15 protein-coding genes are annotated in these 21,114 nt (G+C 71.0%); 8 read left to right on the forward strand and 7 right to left on the reverse strand.

What is annotated here, in order from left to right; all coding sequences use genetic code 11:
* Positions 1 to 106: 106 nt before the first annotated feature.
* The gene (gene pepN / locus ABD932_RS30020) at positions 107 to 2,683 is read right to left on the reverse strand and encodes an aminopeptidase N (protein ID WP_345017334.1); all 2,577 of its coding nucleotides are present in this window, start codon (positions 2,681 to 2,683) and stop codon (positions 107 to 109) included.
* A gap of 120 nt (positions 2,684 to 2,803) precedes the next feature.
* Here pepN (ABD932_RS30020) and ABD932_RS30025 point away from each other — a divergent pair, with 120 nt between their 5' ends.
* The gene (locus ABD932_RS30025; RefSeq protein WP_345017336.1) at positions 2,804 to 3,280 is read left to right on the forward strand and encodes a DUF1203 domain-containing protein; all 477 of its coding nucleotides are present in this window, start codon (positions 2,804 to 2,806) and stop codon (positions 3,278 to 3,280) included.
* An 8-nt stretch (positions 3,281 to 3,288) separates the two neighbouring features.
* On the opposite strand, the gene ABD932_RS30030 is transcribed toward ABD932_RS30025, so the two are convergent.
* Both ABD932_RS30030 and ABD932_RS30035 read right to left on the reverse strand, forming a co-directional pair.
* A complete protein-coding gene (locus ABD932_RS30030; protein WP_345017338.1) occupies positions 3,289 to 4,383 on the reverse strand; it encodes a barstar family protein in 1,095 nt (364 codons plus the stop codon).
* Between the two features lie 83 nt (positions 4,384 to 4,466).
* A complete protein-coding gene (locus ABD932_RS30035; RefSeq protein ID WP_345017340.1) occupies positions 4,467 to 5,483 on the reverse strand; it encodes an aspartate-semialdehyde dehydrogenase in 1,017 nt (338 codons plus the stop codon).
* Positions 5,484 to 5,832: 349 nt separating this feature from the next.
* Between ABD932_RS30035 and ABD932_RS30040 the strand changes: the two genes are divergently transcribed.
* Together ABD932_RS30040 and ABD932_RS30045 are read left to right on the forward strand one after the other, a co-directional pair.
* Positions 5,833 to 6,384 carry a sigma-70 family RNA polymerase sigma factor gene (locus ABD932_RS30040; RefSeq protein ID WP_175647408.1) on the forward strand — a complete coding sequence of 184 codons (552 nt, stop codon included), beginning with the start codon at positions 5,833 to 5,835 and terminating at the stop codon, positions 6,382 to 6,384.
* 1 nt (position 6,385) lies between these two features.
* Positions 6,386 to 7,177, forward strand: coding sequence for a hypothetical protein (locus ABD932_RS30045; protein ID WP_345017343.1), 792 nt, complete (start codon positions 6,386 to 6,388; stop codon positions 7,175 to 7,177).
* Positions 7,178 to 7,228: 51 nt separating this feature from the next.
* Here ABD932_RS30045 and ABD932_RS30050 read toward each other — a convergent pair whose 3' ends face one another.
* A complete protein-coding gene (locus ABD932_RS30050; RefSeq protein WP_345017345.1) occupies positions 7,229 to 10,513 on the reverse strand; it encodes a S8 family serine peptidase in 3,285 nt (1,094 codons plus the stop codon).
* A gap of 225 nt (positions 10,514 to 10,738) precedes the next feature.
* Between ABD932_RS30050 and ABD932_RS30055 the strand changes: the two genes are divergently transcribed.
* From ABD932_RS30055 to ABD932_RS30065, 3 genes are all read left to right on the forward strand, one after another.
* Positions 10,739 to 11,197 carry an NUDIX hydrolase gene (locus tag ABD932_RS30055; protein ID WP_345017347.1) on the forward strand — a complete coding sequence of 153 codons (459 nt, stop codon included), beginning with the start codon at positions 10,739 to 10,741 and terminating at the stop codon, positions 11,195 to 11,197.
* Positions 11,198 to 11,427: 230 nt separating this feature from the next.
* Entirely contained in the window at positions 11,428 to 13,218 is a 1,791-nt protein-coding gene (locus ABD932_RS30060) for a TIGR03767 family metallophosphoesterase (protein WP_345017349.1), read from the forward strand.
* A gap of 141 nt (positions 13,219 to 13,359) precedes the next feature.
* Positions 13,360 to 14,595, forward strand: a complete 1,236-nt coding sequence (locus ABD932_RS30065) for a serine hydrolase domain-containing protein (protein ID WP_345017351.1) — start codon at positions 13,360 to 13,362, stop codon at positions 14,593 to 14,595.
* A 21-nt stretch (positions 14,596 to 14,616) separates the two neighbouring features.
* Here ABD932_RS30065 and pdxR read toward each other — a convergent pair whose 3' ends face one another.
* Positions 14,617 to 16,026 carry a MocR-like pyridoxine biosynthesis transcription factor PdxR gene (gene pdxR / locus ABD932_RS30070; RefSeq protein WP_345017353.1) on the reverse strand — a complete coding sequence of 470 codons (1,410 nt, stop codon included), beginning with the start codon at positions 16,024 to 16,026 and terminating at the stop codon, positions 14,617 to 14,619.
* A 78-nt stretch (positions 16,027 to 16,104) separates the two neighbouring features.
* Here pdxR and ABD932_RS30075 point away from each other — a divergent pair, with 78 nt between their 5' ends.
* Positions 16,105 to 16,281, forward strand: a complete 177-nt coding sequence (locus ABD932_RS30075) for a hypothetical protein (RefSeq protein WP_345017355.1) — start codon at positions 16,105 to 16,107, stop codon at positions 16,279 to 16,281.
* Positions 16,282 to 16,472: 191 nt separating this feature from the next.
* On the opposite strand, the gene ABD932_RS30080 is transcribed toward ABD932_RS30075, so the two are convergent.
* Together ABD932_RS30080 and pepN (ABD932_RS30085) are read right to left on the reverse strand one after the other, a co-directional pair.
* Positions 16,473 to 17,519 (reverse strand): hypothetical protein, encoded by a 1,047-nt coding sequence (locus tag ABD932_RS30080; RefSeq protein WP_345017357.1) that lies wholly within the window; start codon positions 17,517 to 17,519, stop codon positions 16,473 to 16,475.
* A gap of 209 nt (positions 17,520 to 17,728) precedes the next feature.
* Positions 17,729 to 20,314 carry an aminopeptidase N gene (gene pepN, locus ABD932_RS30085; protein WP_345017359.1) on the reverse strand — a complete coding sequence of 862 codons (2,586 nt, stop codon included), beginning with the start codon at positions 20,312 to 20,314 and terminating at the stop codon, positions 17,729 to 17,731.
* Positions 20,315 to 20,470: 156 nt separating this feature from the next.
* Here pepN (ABD932_RS30085) and ABD932_RS30090 point away from each other — a divergent pair, with 156 nt between their 5' ends.
* Positions 20,471 to 21,109 (forward strand): mycothiol-dependent nitroreductase Rv2466c family protein, encoded by a 639-nt coding sequence (locus tag ABD932_RS30090; RefSeq protein WP_345017361.1) that lies wholly within the window; start codon positions 20,471 to 20,473, stop codon positions 21,107 to 21,109.
* Positions 21,110 to 21,114 lie beyond the last annotated feature (5 nt).

A 21,114-nucleotide genomic window follows, 5' to 3' on the forward strand; every position in this document is an offset into this window, starting at 1 on the left:
ATGCCTCGGACGCCCCGCGCCGCGTCGCCGCCGACGCGGGGCGCCCGTGTGCGAAAGGGCGCCCGGTGTTGCACCGGGCGCCCCATCGACGTACGTACGACGACCGTTACTGCTCCGCCGCCGCGTCCGCCGCCTGGGCCCTCAGGGCCCGCTCGATGCCCGCTCGGGACTCCGAGACCAGGCGTCGCAGGGCCGCGTTCGGTTCTGCCGACGACAGCCAGGCGTCCGTCTTGCGCAGCGTCTCCTCGGAGACCTGGATCGCCGGGTACAGGCCGATCGCGATCTGCTGGGCGATCTCGTGGGAGCGGGAGTCCCAGATGTCCTTGACGACCTCGAAGAACTTGTCCGCGTAGGGGGCGAGGAGTTCGCGCTGGTCGGTCTGGACGAAGCCGCCGATCACCGCTTCCTGCACGGCGTTCGGGAGCTTGTCGGAGTCGATGACCGACGACCAGGCCTCGGCCTTGGCCTCGGGCGTCGGGCGGGCGGCACGAGCCGTGGCGGCGTGGCGTTCACCGGCCGCCGTCCTGTCCCGCTCGTACTCGCCCGCGATCTCCGTCTCGTCGAAGCGGCCCACTGCCGCCAGGCGCTGCACGAACGCCCAGCGCAGCTCCGTGTCGACGACCAGGCCCTCGATCTCCTGGGAGCCGTCCAGCAGGCCCTCCAGCAGGTCCAGCTGCTCCGGCGTGCGGGCCGTCGCCGCGAACGCCCGCGCCCACGCCAGCTGGTGGTCGCTGCCCGCCTCCGCCGCGCGCAGGTGGGCCAGCGTGGCGTCCGTCCAGCGGGTCAGCAGGGCCTCGCGGGCCGCCGGGGCGGCGTACAGCTCGATCGCCAGCTTCACCTGGCGCTGCAGCGACTGCACCACGCCGATGTCGGACTCCTTGCCGATGCCCGACAGGACCAGGGAGAGGTAGTCGCGGGTGGCGAGCTCGGCGTCGCGCGCCATGTCCCAGGAGGACGCCCAGGACAGGGCCCGGGGGAGCGAGGCCTCGAAGTCGCCGAGGTGGCGCGTCACGAACGCGAGCGACGCCTCGTCCAGGCGGACCTTCGCGTACGACAGGTCGTCGTCGTTGAGCAGGATCACATCCGGACGGGGCTTGCCCGACAGCTGCGGTACGGCCGTCAGTTCGCCGTCCACGTCCAGCTCGATCCGCTCGGCGCGCACCAGCTTGCCCGACGTGGCGTCCAGGTTGTACAGGCCCACCGCCACGCGGTGCGGGCGCAGCGTCGGCTCGCCCTTCGCGCCGGCCGGCAGCGCCGGGGCCTCCTGGCGGATCGCGAAGGACGTGATCACACCCTCCGAATCCGTCCCGATCTCGGGGCGCAGGATGTTGATGCCCGCCGTCTCCAGCCACTGCTTCGACCAGGTCTTCAGGTCACGGCCGGAGGTCTCCTCCAGGGCGCCCAGCAGGTCGGACAGGCGCGTGTTGCCGTACGCGTGCCGCTTGAAGTACGCCTGGACGCCCTTGAAGAACGCGTCCTGGCCGACGTACGCCACGAGCTGCTTGAGGACCGAGGCGCCCTTGGCGTAGGTGATGCCGTCGAAATTGACGAGCACGTCGTCCAGGTCGCGGATCTCGGCCATGATCGGGTGCGTCGACGGCAGCTGGTCCTGGCGGTACGCCCACGTCTTCATCTGGTTGGCGAAGGTGGTCCACGCCTGCGGCCAGCGCGACTCGGGGGCGTGCGCCTGGCAGGCGATGGACGTGTACGTGGCGAACGACTCGTTCAGCCACAGGTCGTTCCACCACTCCATGGTGACCAGGTCGCCGAACCACATGTGGGCCAGCTCGTGCAGGATCGTCTCCGCGCGGCCCTCGTACGCCGCGCCCGTCACCTTGGACCGGAAGACGTACTGGTCGCGGATGGTCACCGCGCCCGCGTTCTCCATCGCGCCCGCGTTGAACTCCGGCACGAACAGCTGGTCGTACTTCTTGAACGGGTACGGGTAGTCGAACTTCTCCTGGAACCAGTCGAAGCCCTGCCGGGTCACCTCGAAGATCGCGTCCGAGTCGAGGTACTCGGCGAGCGAGGGGCGGCAGTAGACGCCGAGCGGGACGGACTGGCCGTCCTTCTCGTAGACGCTGTGCACGGAGTGGTACGGGCCGACGATGAGGGCCGTGATGTACGTCGAGATGCGCGGCGTCGGCTCGAAGGACCAGACGTTGTCCTTGGGCTCCGGGGTGGGCGAGTTGGAGATGACCGTCCAGCCCTCCGGGGCCTTCACGGTGAACTGGAAGGTCGCCTTCAGGTCGGGCTGCTCGAAGGACGCGAAGACGCGACGGGCGTCCGGCACCTCGAACTGGGTGTACAGGTACGCCTGCTGGTCGACCGGGTCGACGAAGCGGTGCAGGCCCTCGCCGGTGTTGGTGTACGCGCAGTCGGCGACCACACGCAGGACGTTGGGGCCCTCCAGGAGGCCCGTGAGCGCAATCCGGGAGTCCTTGAAGACCTGGTCCGGGTCGAGCGGGTCGCCGTTGAGCGTCACCTCGTGGACGGTCGGGGCCACCAGGTCGATGAACGACTCCGCGCCGGTCGCGGCGACGTCGAAGCGCACCGTGGTGACAGACCGGTAGGTACCGCCCTCCTGCGCGCCGGAGAGGTCGAGATCGATCTCGTAGGACTCGACGGTGAGCAGCTGAGCCCGCTGCTGAGCCTCGTCGCGAGTCAGGTTTGTGCCAGGCACGCGGTCATCTCCTCGATATGTGTAGGTTCGGCGGTTCGGCCATCCTTCCACGTGACCTGCACGGAGCGCGATGTCCGTTTACCGCCGGTGGGCGGAGCACGAGCGCGTGAGGCTGAGTGCATGACGATCTACCACGCACGCCCCATCGATCCGACGGCCCTGAAGGAACTGCGCTCCGTTGACGACGCGGGACGCCGGATGGTTCCCGTGACCGACGAGGAGGGCGGGGCGCCCCTGCGCTGCTGTCTGCGCCGCAGTGCGGTGGGCGAGCGGATCGCCCTCGTCTCGTACGCTCCGCTGCGGCGCTGGGCCGCCGGGAACGGGGTCGATCCGGAGGCGTACGACGAGCAGGGGCCCGTCTTCGTCCATGCGGAGGAGTGCGCGGGGCCGGACGGGGAAGGGCTGCCCTTCACGAACGCCCACCGCACGGTGCGCCGCTACTCGGCCGACGGGCGCATCCTGGGCGGGCGGCTCGTGCCGGAGCACGGGGAGTTCGAGGCGGCGTTCCGGGAGGCGTTCGACGACGCGGCCGTGGCGCTCGTCCACGTCCGGGCCGTCGAGTACGGCTGTTTCCTCTATGAGGTGCGCAGGTCCTGACCGCCGGTTCACGCGAGGGTGACGTGCATCCCGCCCTCGGCCAGGACTTCGAGCACCAGGGCGAGCAGGTCGTACGACTCGCCCTCCGGCGCCAGGACGCGGGACAGGTGCTCGCGTGCTGCCGCCGCGTCCCGCCAGAGCAGGGATGCGGGGGCGGTGTGGCCGAAGTCGCCGCGCAGACAGTCCACGAGGGCGTCCAGGCAGCCGCCGAAGTAGCCGCCCGGCCCGTTCACGGCCTCGCCGAGAGCCAGATAGAGGCCCGGTTCATCGGTGATGTGCCGGCCGTCCAGCTCGTACGCCTGTCCGGGCGGCCGGTCCTGGTGCCCGATCCGGCAGCCCCGCTCGCGGACGAGATCGAGCCAGGCTCCGCGCTGCCGGGTGTCGAGGCCGGCCCATGCGCCGGGAGTCTCCGGAGGGCCGGTCAGCCAGCGGCGCCACGTGGGCCAGGCGTGTTCCGGTACGGGTTCGAGCTCTCCGTCGAGTTCCAGATCGATCAGATCCGTCCCGCGGGAGGAGGCGCGCCACGAGCGGATTCTGGGCCGCAGGAGTCGGTCGGTGAGCGGCTCGCCCCGATCGTCCCGTATCTCCAGCCAGGCCTCCTCCAGGTCCCGCGCGCGCCGGGTGCCCGCCGCCAGGGCCCGCCCGAGCCGGTCACTCGGGGCGAGCCCGCGCAGGACGAGCGGGGGCGGTGCGTGCTCGGGCGGCAGGACGCGGGCGAACTCCCGGCAGGAGCCCAGCCACCGGCGTCCGTCGTGCAGTCGGACGGGGCCCCGGTATCCCTCGGGCGGGCCTTCGTAGTCATCCAGGCCGGTGAGCACGAGACCGTCCGGTCCCGGGTACGGGGCGAGGCTCTCCGCGTCCTCCAGGAGCCAGGGATCGAGCGTCCGGTCGTCCGGCACCAGCCACACCCGGCTCCCGACCCAGCCGCGCACCTCGGCGCCCTCCGGAACCCAGCCGAACAGTTCGTACGTCCCGCGCCGGGGTTCCCCGAACAGTCCCTCCGCCTCGGCGCAGACGCCCCAGACATGGCCGTCTTCCGTGTCCGTCAGCCGGTACCGCCCCTGCCCGCGCTGCTCCCCGTCCTCATGCACGGTGATCATCATGCCCGGGCGAGGAGCCGTAGGAGGGCAGAAGGGGCGGGGCACCTTCGCAGTGCCCCGCCCCCCTCCCGTCGATGTCGCGGGCGTCAGCCCTTCAGCTCGGCCGCCACCAGCTCCGCGATCTGCACCGCGTTCAGCGCGGCACCCTTGCGGAGGTTGTCGTTGGAGAGGAAGAGGGCGAGGCCGTGCTCGACCGTCTCGTCGGTGCGGATGCGGCCGACGTACGACGGGTCCTGGCCGGCCGCCTGGAGCGGGGTCGGGACGTCGGTGAGGGCCACGCCGGGGGCGCCGGCCAGCAGTTCCTTGGCGCGCTCCACGCTGATCGGGCGGGCGAAGCGGGCGTTGACCTGCAGGGAGTGGCCGGAGAAGACCGGGACGCGCACGCAGGTGCCGGATACCTTCAGGCCGGGGATCTCCAGGATCTTGCGGGACTCGTGGCGGAGCTTCTGCTCCTCGTCGGTCTCGTTCAGACCGTCGTCGACGATCGAACCGGCCAGCGGCAGGACGTTGTACGCGATCGGCGCGACGTACTTGTTCGGGGCCGGGAACTCCGCCGCCGAGCCGTCGTGGGTCAGCTTGGGCGCGTCGTCGCCGACCTTCTTGACCTGCTCGAACAGCTCGTCGACGCCGGCCAGACCGGAGCCGGAGACGGCCTGGTAGGTGGCGACGACAAGGGCCTCGAGGCCGGCCTCGGCGTGCAGCGGCTTCAGCACCGGCATCGCGGCCATCGTCGTGCAGTTCGGGTTGGCGATGATGCCCTTGGGGCGGTCGGCGATCGCGTGCGGGTTGACCTCGGAGACGACCAGCGGGACCTCGGGGTCACGGCGCCAGGCCGAGGAGTTGTCGATCACCACGGCGCCCTGCGAGGCGACCTTCGGCGCCAGGGCCTTCGAGGTGGAGCCGCCCGCCGAGAACAGCACGATGTCCAGGCCGGAGTAGTCGGCCGTCGTCGCGTCCTCCACGGTCACGCCGTCCAGGACCGTCCCCGCCGAGCGGGCCGAGGCGAACAGGCGCAGCTCGGTGACCGGGAAGTCGCGCTCCTTGAGGATCCTGCGCATGACCGTGCCGACCTGACCGGTGGCTCCGACGATTCCGACCCTCACGGCGACTCCTTTTACGTGGCTTGCGTGGATTGTGTGTGACTGCTGCATGGCCGAGGTGTTTCCATCATGCGGTCAGCCTCGGTCCGCCTGTCCAATCGTTTGACCGGACAGCTCAAACATTGGGACGCGACCGACCCGGGCCCGGCTCCGGTTCTCCGGCTCTCACCCCGGCTGAGCTGGAGAAATTCGCCCTACGGCGGCCCCGCGCCGCAAGCTCGCCTGCCCGCCCGCCACCGGGCTACGCGGCGATGTGACGTACACCTCTGCGCGGCGGCGGAAAATCCCGCCGAACGCCGCCGAACGTTTTGGCCCACCCCGGCGTCATAGGCACAACACGGCGAGGGGAGGGGTGGCTGTGCTGCGCAGAAAGGCACGCCGCGGCCAGGGGGGCGGAGCCGTCCAGGACGTACTGGACGATCCGCTGGACGCGGCCCAGGAGCGTCGGGTGCGGGCGGTGCTCGCGCTGGGCGGGGTGCCGCAGGCGGACCTGCTGGACGGGGTACAGCAGGTCCGCCTGCGACTGCTGGAGCGGGCCGCGAGCGGGCGTGAGGCGCCGCGGGACGTGTCGGCGTGGGCGGCTGTGGTCGCCTCCAACCTCGCCATGGACTGGCACCGGGCCAAGAAGCGCCAGGAACGGCTCGGGGAGCGGCTCGCCGCCCTGCGCCAGCCCGCCGCACACCCCTCCGGCGAGGACACCAGCCTGCTCTCCCTCGCCGTCGCCCAGGGCCTGGACGACCTGCCCGACGCCCAGCGTCAGGTCCTCGTCCTGCGCTTCTTCGCCGATCTGTCGGTGCGCGGGATCGCCGAGGAGCTCGGCATCCCGGAGGGCACGGTCAAGAGCAGGCTGCACACGGCGGTACGGGCCCTGCGCGCCCGCCTGCACGAGGACGAGGTGGTGTGACGTGACCGCCGAGAACGAAAGCCGTAAGGATCGCGACGGACGCGACGGACGCAACGGCTACGACGGCCGCTCCGGCGCCGACGCGCTGATGGCCGCGATCACCGACGAGCCGCTCACCGACGAGGCCCGCGCGGATGCCGCCTTCATGGCCGAGCACCGCTCCGCCGTCGCCGACGTGGCGCTGCTGCGGGAGCAGCTCGGGATCATCGGGCACACGCTCGCCGAGCCGCCGGCACCGGCTCCGCAGCCCGAGCCGGCGCCCCGCCCCGCTCCCGTACGACGGCCCTCCCGCGCCCGGCGCCGCTTCTTCTCCGTCGCCCTCGGCTCCCTCGCCGTGGCCGCCGCCGGGTCGGTGCTGGTCGGCATGGGCTGGCTGCTGACGCAGAACGGGGGTGCCGACAACGACTCCGGGGCGAGCACCGCGGACAAGTCGGCCCCCTCGCTGGAGTCGGGCGGTGTCGCCTTCGGCAGCCCCGACTACCTCGCCTGCTCCCGCCTGGTCGCCGAGGGCACCGCCACCGAGGTGGAACGGCTCCCCGGGACCACGTCCCTGCGCGTGACCCTGCACATGACGCGCTACTACAAGCCGGAGGAGGGCGACGAAAAGCTGACCTTCGTGGTCGACGAGAACCTCGTCCCGGGTGTCCGCAAGGGCGATCACGTGCTCATCGGCATCCCGCAGGGCGCCCGCCAGCCCGATTTCTGGGCCGTCGGCGAGCAGAACATCGCCCTCGAACGGGCCTGGATCACCGCCTCGCTGCCCAAGTCGCGCGACAGGACCTGCGGCGGATGAAAAAGAGGGCGGGCGCCCACACGGACGCCCGCCCCACAGCCGTACCAAGGACTACGGCGTGACCTTCTCGATCTTCACGCTGCCCAGGCCCGCGACCGTGCCGCGCGCGTTCACCAGCCGCACCTGGCCGAAGAACTCACGGCCCTCCGGAGCGGCCGCCTGCGCGGTGACGCTGCCTGCGACCGTGGCCGACTCACCCGTGCCGAGCTTCACCGGCGACTCGTCCACCGTGACGGTGCCGAGCGCGGCGGAGAAGAACACGTCCAGGTAGTCGTACGCCGTCGAGCCGGCCGGCACCGCGTAGCCGATGACGTCGATCGTGTACGTCCCGGCGGCCGGGTTCGCGACCGAGACCGACTCCTCCGAGTCACCGTCGGCGGAGCTGCCCACCTCGGTGCCGGACGCGTCGTGGACGACCAGGTCGAGGTCGGCGGCGGCGTCGGAGACATTGCCGATGGTGACGTCGAGCGACGTGGCGCCCGCGGGCACCTCGACCGTGGTGGTCTGCGTGACGCCCTCGGCGATGGTCGGACGCGCCGTCTTCGAGGAGCCGAGCGGGCCGCCGGCCAGCTTGCCGTCGATCGCGGCGTAGTTGTTGGTCACCTTCCAGGAGGCGGCGGCCGGGGTGCCGACCTTGGCCTCGGGGACGGTCACGGTCTCCGGGTCGAAGGCCGCGCCCAGGACGGTGACGTCCAGCTTGAACGGGTTGTCGAGCAGCGGCGACGTACGGCGCGACTCGACCTCGATCTCCCAGACGCCGGGCTGCGGGTCGGCGTACGAACGCACGTCGGGCTTGCAGCCGTTGCCGGCGAGGTAGTTGTTGTAGCAGTTCGGCGTGCCGGTGGGGTCGGACGGGACGCCGTACGGGTGGATGGCGATGAACCGGGTCTGGCTCTTGTCCTTCAGCCCGCCGATCGCGACCTCCAGCGACTTCGCGCCCTCCGGGACGGTCACGAAGTACGACTTGTTGCTGTTGCGCTGCACCGAACCGGACGCCGAGTAGCTGTACTTCAGCGGCGCCGAGACCACGACCGTGTTGAGGACCTGCTTGTCGATGCCCTCGGTGCGCGGGTCGTCGACCTCCAGGATCGCGCTCTTGATGCCGGCCGAGGACGGCTTGGCGGCGACCTGGACGGTGACCGGCTTGTTCAGGCCGAGGCTGATCTCGTCCGAGCCGACGATCCGGAAGGTGTCACCGGCGTTGTTCTCGAGGTGCAGCTCGTGCCGGATCGCCTTGTCCGCGCCGGACGTACGCGTGATGGTGACGTCGTACGTCTTCTTCTGGCCGGCCTTGAGGCCGCCCTCGCGGTCGTAGACGCCGGTGCCGTAGCCCGGGGTCTTCAGGAACTGGTCGATCGCGGTGTCGACCGGCGCCTTGACCGTGTACTCGTGGGCGGTGGCGCCGTCGCGGATCGAGTCCCAGGCGTCCTCGATGTTGATGAGGCCGGCACCCTCCTCGTACGCCTGAACACCCTTGATGTGGTCGGCGGTCGAGGTCAGCGCGGTGCGCAGCTTCGCCGGGGTGAGGGCTATGCCCTTCTGCTTGGCGGCGCTCAGCAGCAGCGCGGACGCGCCCGCCGCCTGCGGGGACGCCATCGAGGTGCCCTGGAGCATGCCGTAGCCGGCCGGCAGCGTGTAGCCCGACTCGGCGACCGGGGCGCCCGGCAGCCAGGTCTGGATGGTGTTGATCGAGGCGCCCGGCGCGGAGAGCGTCGGGGTGAAGCCGCCGTCCTCACGCGGGCCGCGCGAGGAGAACGGCATCATCGCGTACGGCTTGGACACGACCGAGCCGTAGTTGGCGGCCCAGGTCTCCTTGGAGATGGTCGCGCCGACCGAGATGACCTTGGCGGCCAGGGACGGGTCGCCGATGGTGTTGGCGCCGGGGCCGGAGTTGCCGGCCGAGATGACGAGCTGGACGCCGTAGGTGTCGATGAGCCGCGTGTACAGCTCGGCACGGGCGTTGTTGCCGTCGTTCAGCGCCGGGAGACCGCCGATGGACATGTTGACGATGTCGACGCCGCGGTTGACGACGAGGTCGATCATGCCCTCGGTGAGCGCGACGTTGGTGCAGCCGCCGGTCCAGGTGCAGGCACGCGAGGAGACGAGCTTCGCGCCCGGGGCCGCGCCGTTCATCTCGCCGCCGAACAGGCCGTTCGCGGCGGTGATGCCGGCGACGTGCGAGCCGTGCTCGGACTCGATGACGCCGATGTTGACGAAGTCGCGCTTCTGGCCGACCCAGTCCCCGCCGAACGGGTCCATCGGGACGTCCTTGCGGATCTCCACGACGAACGGCTGCCGCTCGGCGACGTCGGTGGCCGGGTCGTCGGTGCCGAAGTACCCGATCTGGAAGCCGTCCTTGTACGGCTTCATCGGGGTGTCGTCACCGAAGTCGTTGTTGTTGTTGAGGTCGACCCGGACCGTGCCGTTCGCGGCGTCGTAGAGGACGCCCCACGAGTCGGTCTTGTCGCCGTCGCGGTTGGCGTCGCCCGCCGCGTCGCCCCCGGTGGTGTACGACTCCAGGAACGTGCTGATCTGGTACGAGCCCGCGGGCGCCGTCCAGGTCTTGCCGCCGAAGGTGAAGGTGGGCCCGGAGACCGAGGTCACCATCGGGCGCCAGGTGCGGTCGCTGTCGACGATCGGGTCGGTGGCCGTGACCCAGTCGACGATCTTCCGCTCGCCGGTGGTGGTCTTCTGCAGCGCCGGGTGGCCGAGGTCGACGCCGGAGTCGAGGATGCCGATGGTGATGCCGCGGCCGTCCGCCTTCGGGTGGTCCTCGACGAAGTCGACGGCGCCGGTCTCGAAGGACGGGTTGTACGGGTTCTCGGCCGGGGTCTTCTTGCTCGGCCCGGTGTACGAGGTCGCGGCGGCCGTCGACTTCTTGGTGTCGACGGCGGGGTCGTCCAGCGGTATCTCCTCGCGCAGGTCGATGCCGTGCACCGAGGAGAGCTTCGTGGCGGCCGCGATGGCCTTGTCGGCCTTGCCGGTGGGCACGGTGGCCCGGACGTAGCCGAGCTTGTCGTAGGTGCGGCCCACCGAGCCGACCGCGTCCAGCTGCTCGGCGACCTTCTCGGTCTGGCCGGGCGCGGTCGCGACCATCATCGTGACGTTCTTGTCGCCGTCGGCCTTGGCCTCGGCGAGCAGGTCGGCGTCGTTCGAACCGAGCTTGTCGTGCGCGGACTTGACGCTCGGGTCAGAAGCGGCGGGCGCGGTGTCCGCGGCGACGGCCATGGGTATCGGCCCGGCCGCGGAGAGCGCGGCGACGAGACCGGCGGCCACGGCTATGAGGGCCGCGCGTCTCGGGCCCGGCTTCGGATCGCGCTGGGGGGTGAGGGTCATCGGCATCCCTTGGAAGTAAAGGAGCATGGAGCGTCCGGTATGTGATCCCGGACGACCGCACAGCCTTACGCAAGGGAAGGATGTTTGGGAAGAGTTGACCGAATCGAAATGGACGGATGGGGAAAACCCGCTGTTCATTTGGGTCGGTAGGTGACAAAGAGGGCATGCCACGCGCAAGCCGAATATTCACCTGCCGATCCGGTCCCGGCGCTCTACTGTCCGTGTGTGCGGAAGAAGTTGAGGGTGGCGGCCTACGCCATTTGCGTGCGTGACGGACAACTCCTCCTCGCCCGGTCCCCGGCGCCCGGCGGAGGCTTCGAGTGGGTGCTGCCGGGCGGCGGCATGGAGCACGGCGAGGATCCCTACGACACGGTCGTGCGGGAGGTGGACGAGGAGACCGGCTATGTCGTCGAACCCGCCGGCCTGCTCGGGATCGACTCCTCCCGCCGCACCTTCCCGCGCCGCTTCGGCCGGAGCGTCGACCATCACGGCGTACGGCTCGTCTACGAGGCCCGGATCGTGGGCGGAGAGCTGCGCTACGAGGCGAACGGCTCCACCGACATGGCGGCGTGGCATCCGATGGACGACGTGCCGGAGCTGACCCGCGTCTCCATGGTCGACAAGGGGCTGTCGCTGTGGCGCGAGCGGCCGGCCGCGGGGCGGATCCACACCGCCGGGAAATAGCTTCACTACCCCGAAAGATGAACAGCGAGTGACCGCGTTCCGGCCGTTCGAGGAGCGGCCGTGAACGCGGAAGGTGGGCGAAGATCCACGTACGGTGATCGGCGCTGCGCGTTGCCGTCATGTTCATGCGCAGGTCATTCCGGGTGCCAACGATCCACAGTGAGCGGGACGTTCGCGTCAGCGACCACCCGCGACCACTGCCGACGCGTTCGCACTCGGGGAGATCGCGCATGTCGCGCATACGCTCTGTCGCCAGCTCCGCGCTGGGGGTCCACCGCCGCACCCTGCTCGCCGCCACCGGAGCGGTGACCCTCTCCGCGGGCGTCGGCTACGCCCTGCGGCCCACCGACAGCCAGGCCGCCACGACCACGGACACCGCGGGTACGACGAGCGCCGGCACGGGCGACGCCGCCGCCGAGGCCCCGGTCGGCGCCTCCCGCAAGGTGCCGGTCGCCCTCGCGCCGTACACCCGGGGCACCACGCTCACCAGCGTCGCCACCCCGCGCGGCACCTCCGGCTACCGCCGCCTCGGCGACGGTCCCGGCTGGAAGCGGGTCGTCCGCGAGAACCTGGCCGCGGCCAAGTCGGGCCGCGAGAGCCGGCGTACGGCGCTCGCCGCCTTCGTCCAGCTCACCGATCTGCACCTGATCGACGCCCAGCACCCGCTCCGCCTGGAATACCTGCGCTCGACGGACGTGCACGCCTGGCGGCCGCAGGAGGCGCTGACCGTGCCGGGCGCGGTGGCGCTCGTCGAGCGGCTCAACGCGCTGCGCGGCGGCCCCGTCACCGGCGCCCCGCTCCACTTCGCCATGACCACCGGCGACAACACGGACAACAACTGCAAGTCCGAGCTGGAGTGGTTCCTGACGGTGATGAGCGGCGGCCGCGTCACCCCGAACACCGGTGACCCGCGCCGCTACGAGGGCGTCCAGAACAGCGGCCTCAAGCTGTACTGGCAGGCCGACGACGCCGTCCGCGACGCCGACAAGCAGCTCGGCTTCCCGCACATCGAGGGCTTCCTGGACGCCGCGATCCGCGAGCTGCGCAGCCCCGGCCTGAACATCCCGTGGTACTCGACGGTCGGCAACCACGACGCGATGCCGCTGGGCACCTACGCCTCGCACAGCGACTCCTACCTCACCGACCTCGCCGTCGGCGGCAAGAAGCTGATGAACGTCTCCGCCGCGGACGCCAAGAAGCTCCAGGACTCCCTCAAGCAGGACAAGGACCCGAGGGGCACCGTCTTCAAGGACTTCCTCAAGGCCCACGCCCGCTCGATGCGCTCGGTCACGCCGGACGAGAGCCGGGCCCCCTTCACGCCCCGCGAATACGTACAGGCCCACCTGAACCCCGCCCACCGGGGTCACGGCCCGGTCGGCCACGGCTACTCGACGGCCAACCTGGAGGCGGGCACCCAGTACTACAGCTTCCGGATCGCCGACGACGTCATCGGCATCAGCCTCGACACCACCGACCCGGGCGGGCACTACGAAGGGTCCATCGGGGCGGCCCAGTTCAAGTGGCTGGACCGGACGCTGCGCGACAACAAGGACTCGTACGCGATCATCTTCAGCCATCACACCAGCGAGACGATGGACAACCTGCGCCGTGACCCGGCGCGCCCGAACGAGCGGCGGGTCGGCGGCGCCGAGCTGCTCCAGCTGCTCGGCAGCCACCGCAACGTCCTCGCCTGGGTGAACGGCCACATCCACAAGAACGTGATCACGCCGCACTCCGGCTCCGGCGGCCGCTCCTTCTGGGAGATCTCCACCGCCTCCCACGTCGACTTCCCGCAACTCGCCCGGATCATCGAGGTGGTGGACAACAAGGACGGCACGATCTCCCTGTTCACCACCCTGATCGAGTCCTCGGCCCCGCACCGCACCAGCTTCACGGACCTCTCCCAGACCGGTTTGGCCGGCCTCTACCGGGAGCTGTCGTTGAACGCGCCCGGAGCGCGCACGACCCTGGCGGGTGATCGGAAGGACCGGAACACGGAGTTGGTGCTGAAGAAGAGGTGAGACCTCTGCGTCCAACACGACGTGGAGGCGACTGGCTGAAACAGGGTCAACCACCGTACAGAGCCTCAACCTTCGCACCCGTACCCCGAGTCTCTCCCCCCGATCCCGCTCGACGTGAGCGGGCGGAACGGGGAGAGAGACATGAGCGTACGTACGATCCGTACGGCCCTGGTGGCGACGACGGCCATGGCGCTGTCCGTCGCCCTCGCGGCTCCCGCGATGGCGGCGGCGCCCGCCGGAACCGACCACGAGGCGACCCGGGAGGCCATCGAGGCCGCGGTCGCGGACGGCGTCCCCGGTGTGACGGTGACGGCGAAGGACGGGCGCGGCGCGTGGTCGGCGACGGCGGGGGTCGGCGATCTCCGGACGGGGAAGCCGCGTTCGGCGGACGACCGCTACCGGGTCGGCAGCATCACCAAGACGTTCGTCGCCACGGTGCTGCTTCAACTGGAGGCGGAGGGCAGGTTGTCGCTGGACGACACGGTGGAGAAATGGCTGCCGGGGGTGGTGCGGGGCAACGGCCACGACGGCAGCCGCATCACCCTTCGCCAGCTTCTCAACCACACCAGCGGCATCTTCAACTACACGGCGGACGACGAGTTCGGCCGCACGTACTTCCTGAAGGACGGCTTCTTCGAGCACCGCTACGACACAGTCACTCCCGAGGAACTGGTCCGTATCGCCATGGGACACAAGCCGGACTTCGCCCCGGGCACGTCCTGGAACTACTCGAACACCAACTACACCCTGGCCGCCATGGCCGTCGAGAGCGTCACGGGCAACCGCTACGGCGACGAGATCCGCCGCCGGATCGTCCAGCCTCTGCGGCTGCGCGCCACGCTCGTCCCCGGCACCTACCCGAAGCTGCCGAAACCGAGCAGCCGCGCCTACGGCAAGCTCGCCGAGACGGCCACGGGACCGACGTACGACGTCACCGAGCTCAACCCCTCCCTGGCCGCCGGGGCGGGCGACATGATCTCCGACTCCGGCGATCTGAACCGCTTCTACTCGGCCCTGCTGAAGGGCAGGCTCCTCCCCGCGAAGCAGCTCTCCGAGATGAAGGACACCGTCAAGGTCGACGCCATCCCGAACGCGGGGTACGGGCTCGGCCTGATCGAACGCAAGCTGAGCTGCGGCGTCACGGTCTGGGGCCATGGCGGCGGCATCCACGGCTCGACGTCGGAAGCGGTGACGACGGCGGACGGCCGCCACTCCCTGGCCCTCAACTTCAACGCGGACTGGACGGGGGACACCGACGCCGTGGTCGAGGCCGAGTTCTGCGGAAAGGCGCCGGTGGCGGCCGGTGACCGACCGGACTCGGGCACGCAGCAGCGGGTTCAGCCGGACGTGATGTCCGTGTCGCGCCTTGTCGGCTGACCCGGCGTCACGGGGGCGGCTTTAACGGCACTCCTCTACGGACTCGCGCAGCAGGCGGACCGCGTCGTCCACCACGCCGTCGGCGAGGTTGCCGTAGCCGAGGACCAGGCCGTGATCGGCGTGGTCCTCGGTGGCGTGATAGGCGGCGAGGTCGGCCACGCGCAGGGACCGGCCGGCCGCCGCCGTGACCACGGCCGCGGGGTCCACGGTGGCGGGCAGGCGCAGGAGGAGATGGAGGCCGGCCGCGACGCCGGAGACCGGGGCGTCGGGCAGGTGCCGGGCGAGCGCTCGGACCAGGGCGTCGCGGCGGTCGCGGTACCGCTTTCGGCAGGCCCTCAGGTGGCGGTCGTAGGCACCCGACTCCAGCAGCGCGGCGAAGGCGAGCTGGTCGAGCGTCGGGGGCTGGATCGCCGTCTGGTCGGCTCGGTGCAGGTCACGGGTCCAGCGTGGTGGTGCCACGATCCAGCCGATGCCGAGCGCCGGCGACAGGATCTTGCTGAGCGACTTGAACAGGACGACCCGGGACGGGTCCATGCCCTGCAGTGCCGCGACCGGGCGACGGTCGTAGCGGAACTCCGCGTCGTAGTCGTCCTCCAGGACGACGCCGTCCGCCTCACGAGCCCACCGCAGCAGGGCGGCGCGCCGCTCGGGGGCGAGCACGGTGCCCAGCGGGAACTGGTGCGCCGGGGTGGTCAGTACGGCCCGAAGCCCCGGGTGCCCGGCGAGGTCGTCGACGCGCAGACCGCCGCCGTCCGTGCGGACCGGCACCGGGTCCAGGCCCGCGGCGCGGATCACCTCGCGCAGCCGGGTCCAGCCCGGTTCCTCACAGCCGACCGCGGTGATGCCGTCGGCGCGCAGGGCGTGGCACATGCGCCGCATCCCGTCGGTCACGCTCGTGCACACCGTCACGTCCTGCGGGGTCGCCGAGACACCGCGGGAGCGGCCCAGGTACTCGACGAGCAGCCGCCTGAGCCGGGGGTGACCGCCGGGCGGCGGGTATCCGAGCTCCGCGAACTCCGCGGTGGCCGTCTGCGCGCGTACGGCTTCGGCCCACCGGCGGCGCGGAAACGCGCGCAGGTCCGGCAGCCCCGGGCCGAGGTCGAAGCGGGCCACGGGAGCCGGCCGGGACGCGGGGCGCCCGGAGCCCGTGTCCGGGGCGTTCGACCAGCACACCCGGGTCGCGGAACCGGTCTGCGCAGCCAGATATCCCTCGGCGATGAGCTGGCCGTACGCCTCGGTCACCGCCCAGCGTGAGCAGCCGAGGTCGGCGGCGAGCTGTCGGCTGGGTGGCAGGGCGGTGCCGACCTCGATCCGCCCCTCCCTGATGGCCGCCCGCAGCGCCCGCTTCACCCGCTCGTGCAGGGGGCCGTCGCCGGACCGTTCCAGGTGGAGCAGGAGATCCCCGGCCGGATTGGTCTGTGATTCCCGCATGCCATTGGACGGTAGCACCGAGCCATTGCTGGCTACCTTCGATCCATCGAGGAGTGCGTGGGGACGAAGGAGGACGTCATGGCCACTGTGCGGCGCTCGCTGCCGGTCGAGGCCCAACACCCGGTGTTCCGTGGGGTGTTCGAGGACTGGCACGCCAAGTCCGGTGCCCTGTCGGCCCGGCCGGACGCGCCGGTCGTGCCGGACGGGTCGCGGCGGGGGCGGATCGCGTGGCGTTGGCCGAGCAAACCGGAGTGATCACATCCGCTTCGTGGTCCGAGCCCGTACATTCGAAGCAACCCCCACGACGGCGTGCTGCGCAGCATCCGGCTGGTGGGGGAGCTGATCCCGGAGTTCGACGTGTGAGGCGGCGGCACGAGGAGGGGCCGCCGGTGCCAGGCCCCGACGGCCCCTCCTCTCCCCTCCTGGCGCTGCGTCCCGGTCCGTCACTACCGGGGCAGCACCACGACATACGCCGCCGGATCGCGGTCCGCCGCCGCCATCAACGCCGTACGGACCACCGCCGCCTGCTGCTCCATCGCGTCCCGCAGCTTCTTCGGGGTGATGTACACGACCGTGATGCCCAGGCGCTCCAGGTGCTCGCGCTTGCGGGCGTACTCGGACCACAGGGCGTCCTCGTCGTGGCGGGGCGCCCGGGTGTCCAGCTCCACCGCCACCGCCTGCTCCGGCCAGTAGGCGTCCAGGCCGCCGAGGTGGGGGCCGCCGGGCAGCCGTAGGTCGACGTTCCAGACGGGGTCGGGGAGGCCGTAGACGTGGACCATCTCGTAGAGGCGGTCCTCCGCGATCGCGCGGCCCTCGGCCAGCAGCGAGTCCACCGCGTCCACCACGTGCGGGCGGCTCAGCAGCTTCGCCTGGTTCAACTCCCTTACCACCGACGACGGTTCGCAGTGGCCGCCGCGGACGGCTTCCGTCAGCAGCCGGCGTACGGCGCTCGCGTCCGTCAGTTCGGCCACCGCGTCGGCCAGGGCGCGGGGCACCGGGGCCACCGGCAGGCCCGTCACCTGCTGCGGGGCGGGGAGCGAGGCGGTGCGCAGGATGCGGACGCAGCCCGTGGAGCGCAGCCGGCGCATGCGGGGGACCAGGACGTCGATCGTGTCCAGCGCGGTCAGCGGCGGCGTGGCGGAGAAGCCGTGCAGGGTCAGCGCCGCGAGGCCCGTGATCACCGCGTCGGGGTAGAGCGGGGAGTGGCCCTCGCCGGCGTTCGGCTGGGCCGGCACACCCGCAGAGCGTTCCCGCGCCGCGTACATCAGCACCGCGTGCAGGCGCTCCTCGCTGGTGGGCGGGCCGGGGTGGAGCAGGAAGACGCCGGGGAGGAGCTGCTGCCAGGGGCCGCCGGGGCGGCACTGCTCGTTCATCTCGGCGGCCGGGACACCGTGGGACTTCAGCTGCGCGGTCGTCATGACACGGCGGTGTACCTCGGAGAGGTGGCGCAGCGGGCGGGGGGAGAGCGGGGGGACCGGGGTGTTGTGGTTCATGACCCGGAGGTTCCCGCGTCCGAGCGGCTCGCTAACCGCTGTTACATGCCCGTCGACAAAAACGGACAACCTGGCACTAAAGGACGGATGTTCGGGTGCCGAGTAGGCCGGCAAAACCCCTGGTCCGTTCGGGTTGGACCAGGGGTTACGGCTGTTATTGCCTGAATTCCGTAACGGTCACGGAGTGCCCTGACCGTTGGCCAAAGGTCTTATGCGGTTGACGCCTCCGCGTCGCACGCCTGCCCCCGCAGCCCCCGCGCCAGATCGTCCCGCGCCTCCAGCACCAGCCGCCGCAGCGCCGGAGCCGCGTCCTCGTGGGCCGCCAGCCACGCGTCCGTCGCCTCCAGCGTGGCCTGCGACTGCTGGAGCGCCGGGAACAGGCCCCGGACCACGTCCATGCCGATCTGGATCGACCGCTCCTCCCACACCCGCTCGATCGCCGCGAAGTACTTCTCGGCGTACGGCGCCAGCAGCTCCCGCTGCGACGGCTGGGTGAAGCCCGCGATGGTCGCCTCGACCAGGGCGTTCGACAGCGCGTCCGACTCCACGACCTGCGCCCACGCCTGCGCCTTCACCGCCTCCGACGGCCGCGCGGCGAGGCAGCGCACCTGGTGACGCTTGCCGGACGCCGTGTCGTCCCGGGCCAGTTCGGCGGCCAGCTCCTTCTCGCCGACGACGCTGTGCGCCGCCAGGGTGTCCAGGAACGCCCAGCGCAGCTCCTGGTCGACAGCAAGACCCGGGAGGGTCACCGTGCCGTCCAGCAGAGCCGTCAGCAGCTCGAAGCCCGGCTCATCGGTCACACGCGCGAAGAACCGCGCCCACGCCAGCTGGTGTTCGCTGCCCGCCTCGGCGGCGTACAGCTGCACCGAGGCGCCCTGGGAGAGCAGCCTGACACCCTGCTCCCGCCACTCCGGCGCCACGTAGTGCGTCACCGCCGACTCGGCCCACGCGTGCAGCATCTGCAGCACACCGATGTCGGACTCCCGGTTCGCGAACCGCAGCACCAGGTCCACGAAGTCCCGCGCCGGCAGCAGCGCGTCCCGCGTCATGTTCCACAGCGCCGACCAGCACAGGGCACGGGCCAGCGGGTCGGTCATGTCACCGAGAGCGGCACGCAGCGTCGCCAGCGACGTCTCGTCGAACCGCGTCTTGCAGTACGTCAGGTCGTCGTCGTTGACCAGCACCAGCTCCGGAGCCTCGGCGCCCGCCAGCTCCGCCACGACCGTACGCGGACCGTCGACGTCCACCTCGGCCCGCGTGTACCGCTCCAACGCCCCGTCCGCGCCCCGCCGGTACAGACCCACCGCCACCCGGTGCGGGCGCAGCTCCGGGTGCGACTCGGCGGCCTCCTGCAGCACCGCCAGCTCGCTCACCCGGCCCTCGGCGTCCAGCAGCACCTGCGGGGTCAGCGAGTTCACGCCCGCCGTCTGCAGCCAGGACCGCGCCCAGGCGCCCATGTCCCGGCCGCTGGTCTCCTCCAGCACCGACAGCAGGTCACCCAGACGCGTGTTGCCGTACGCGTGCCGCTTGAAGTAGCGCCGCGCGCCCTCCAGGAACGCGTCCTGGCCGACGTACGCCACGAGCTGCTTCAGGACGGACGCGCCCTTGGCGTACGTGATGCCGTCGAAGTTCAGCTTCGCGTCCTGCAGGTCACGGATGTCCGCCGTGATCGGGTGCGTGGAGGGCAGCTGGTCGGCGCGGTACGCCCACGCCTTGCGGCGGTTGGCGAAGGTGATCCAGGCGTCCTTGAAGCGGGTCGCGCCGACGTTCGCGAACGTGCCCATGAAGTCCGCGAAGGACTCCTTCAGCCACAGGTCGTCCCACCACACCATGGTGACCAGGTCGCCGAACCACATGTGCGCCATCTCGTGCAGGATGACGTTGGCCCGGCCCTCGTACGACGTCTGCGTCACCTTGCCGCGGAAGATGTACTCCTCCCGGAAGGTCACCATCCCCGGGTTCTCCATCGCGCCGAGGTTGTACTCGGGCACGAACGCCTGGTCGTACTTCCCGAACGGGTACGGGTAGTCGAAGTGGTCGTGGAAGAAGTCCAGGCCCTGCTTGGTGACCAGGAAGACGTCGTCGGCGTCGAAGTACGGGGCCAGGCCCTTGCGGCACATCGCGCCGAGGGGGATCTCCAGGCGGGTGCCGTCCGCGAAGACCCGCTCGTAGGAATCGGTGACGTAGTGGTACGGGCCCGCCACGACACACGTGATGTACGTCGAGATCGGCTTCGTCTCGGCGAACCGCCACATCCCGTCGACGCGTTCACCGGCTCCGTTGCTCCACACCGTCCACTCCTCGGGCGCCCGCACCTCGAAGCGGAACGGGGCCTTGAGGTCCGGCTGCTCGAAGTTCGCGAAGACCCGGCGGGAGTCGGCCGGCTCGTACTGCGTGTACAGGTAGACCTCGCCGTCCTCGGGGTCGACGAAGCGGTGCAGGCCCTCGCCGGTGCGGGAGTAGGCGCACTGAGCGTCGACGACGAGCTCGTTGTCGGCGGCCAGGTCCTCCAGGGTGATCCGTGAGCCGTCGAAGACCTCGCTCGGGTCGAGGTCCCTGCCGTTGAGGGAGACGGCGGTCACGCTCGGCGCGATCAGGTCCGCGAAGCTGGTGGCGCCGGGCTCGGCGCAGCGGAAGCGGATCGTGGTGACCGAACGGAAGGTGCGCGGCGCCCCGCCCTCCGGGTCCGATGCGCCGACGGCGGAACGCACGTCGAGGGACACGTCGTACCCGTCGACGGACAGCAGGGCGGCCCGCTCCCGGGCCTCGTCACGGGACAGATTCTCACCGGGCACGGGTGGCACTCCCTGGGGTGGTGTTCAGTATGCGGACATGCGGACAGCCCCGATCCTGCCATGCGCTCCTGACGCACGGCACCGGGGAATGGCGGGGGGATCAGCGGCGTTCCCCCAGAGGTTCCGTTGAGACGCGCTTGCCTCCCGAGGAGAGACATGTCGGACAAGACCCCCGTCGACTTCTGGTTCGACCCGCTGTGCCCGTGGGCCTGGATGACCTCGCGCTGGGTGCTGGAGGTGGAGAAGGTCCGCGACATCGAGGTCCGCTGGCATCTGATGAGCCTGGCCGTCCTCAACGAGGACAAGCTGGACGACCTGCCCGAGCAGTACCGCGAGCTGCTGGAGACCAAGGCGTGGGGCCCCGTCCGGGTCGTCATCGCGGCGCAGGAGGAGCACGGCGCCGAGGTGCTCGGTGACCTCTACGCCGCGCTCGGCACCCGCATCCACAACAAGGAGGAGGGCCCCGGCAAGGAGACGGTCGCCGCCGCCCTGAAGGACGTCGGCCTGCCCGAGTCCCTCCTGGAGCACTGGGACGGCACCGAGTACGAGCCGCAGCTGCGCGCCTCCCACAAGGAGGGCATCGACAAGGTCGGCCAGGAGGTAGGCACCCCGGTCATCGCCGTCCCCGGCGCCGACGGCGAGCAGATCGCCTTCTTCGGCCCGGTCGTCACCCCGGCCCCCAAGGGCGAGGACGCCGCGAGGCTGTGGGACGGCACCCTCGCCGTGGCCTCCGTGCCGGGCTTCTACGAGATCAAGCGCACCCGCACCAAGGGCCCGGACTTCAGCAACCTGTAGGGGTC

Origin of the sequence: Streptomyces shaanxiensis, assembly GCF_039537145.1 — a bacterium.
Taxonomy (GTDB): domain Bacteria; phylum Actinomycetota; class Actinomycetes; order Streptomycetales; family Streptomycetaceae; genus Streptomyces; species Streptomyces shaanxiensis.

Bases quoted from the DNA above. Each gene is read 5' to 3' on its own strand.
- ABD932_RS30090 (WP_345017361.1), top strand. From the start codon at position 20,471: ATGTCGGACAAGACCCCCGTCGACTTCTGGTTCGACCCGCTGTGCCCG.
- ABD932_RS30080 (WP_345017357.1), bottom strand. From the start codon at position 17,519: ATGAACCACAACACCCCGGTCCCCCCGCTCTCCCCCCGCCCGCTGCGC.
- ABD932_RS30065 (WP_345017351.1), top strand. From the start codon at position 13,360: ATGAGCGTACGTACGATCCGTACGGCCCTGGTGGCGACGACGGCCATG.
- pdxR (WP_345017353.1), bottom strand. From the start codon at position 16,026: ATGCGGGAATCACAGACCAATCCGGCCGGGGATCTCCTGCTCCACCTG.
- ABD932_RS30050 (WP_345017345.1), bottom strand. From the start codon at position 10,513: ATGACCCTCACCCCCCAGCGCGATCCGAAGCCGGGCCCGAGACGCGCG.
- ABD932_RS30025 (WP_345017336.1), top strand. From the start codon at position 2,804: ATGACGATCTACCACGCACGCCCCATCGATCCGACGGCCCTGAAGGAA.
- ABD932_RS30030 (WP_345017338.1), bottom strand. From the start codon at position 4,383: ATGATGATCACCGTGCATGAGGACGGGGAGCAGCGCGGGCAGGGGCGG.
- ABD932_RS30060 (WP_345017349.1), top strand. From the start codon at position 11,428: ATGTCGCGCATACGCTCTGTCGCCAGCTCCGCGCTGGGGGTCCACCGC.
- ABD932_RS30075 (WP_345017355.1), top strand. From the start codon at position 16,105: ATGGCCACTGTGCGGCGCTCGCTGCCGGTCGAGGCCCAACACCCGGTG.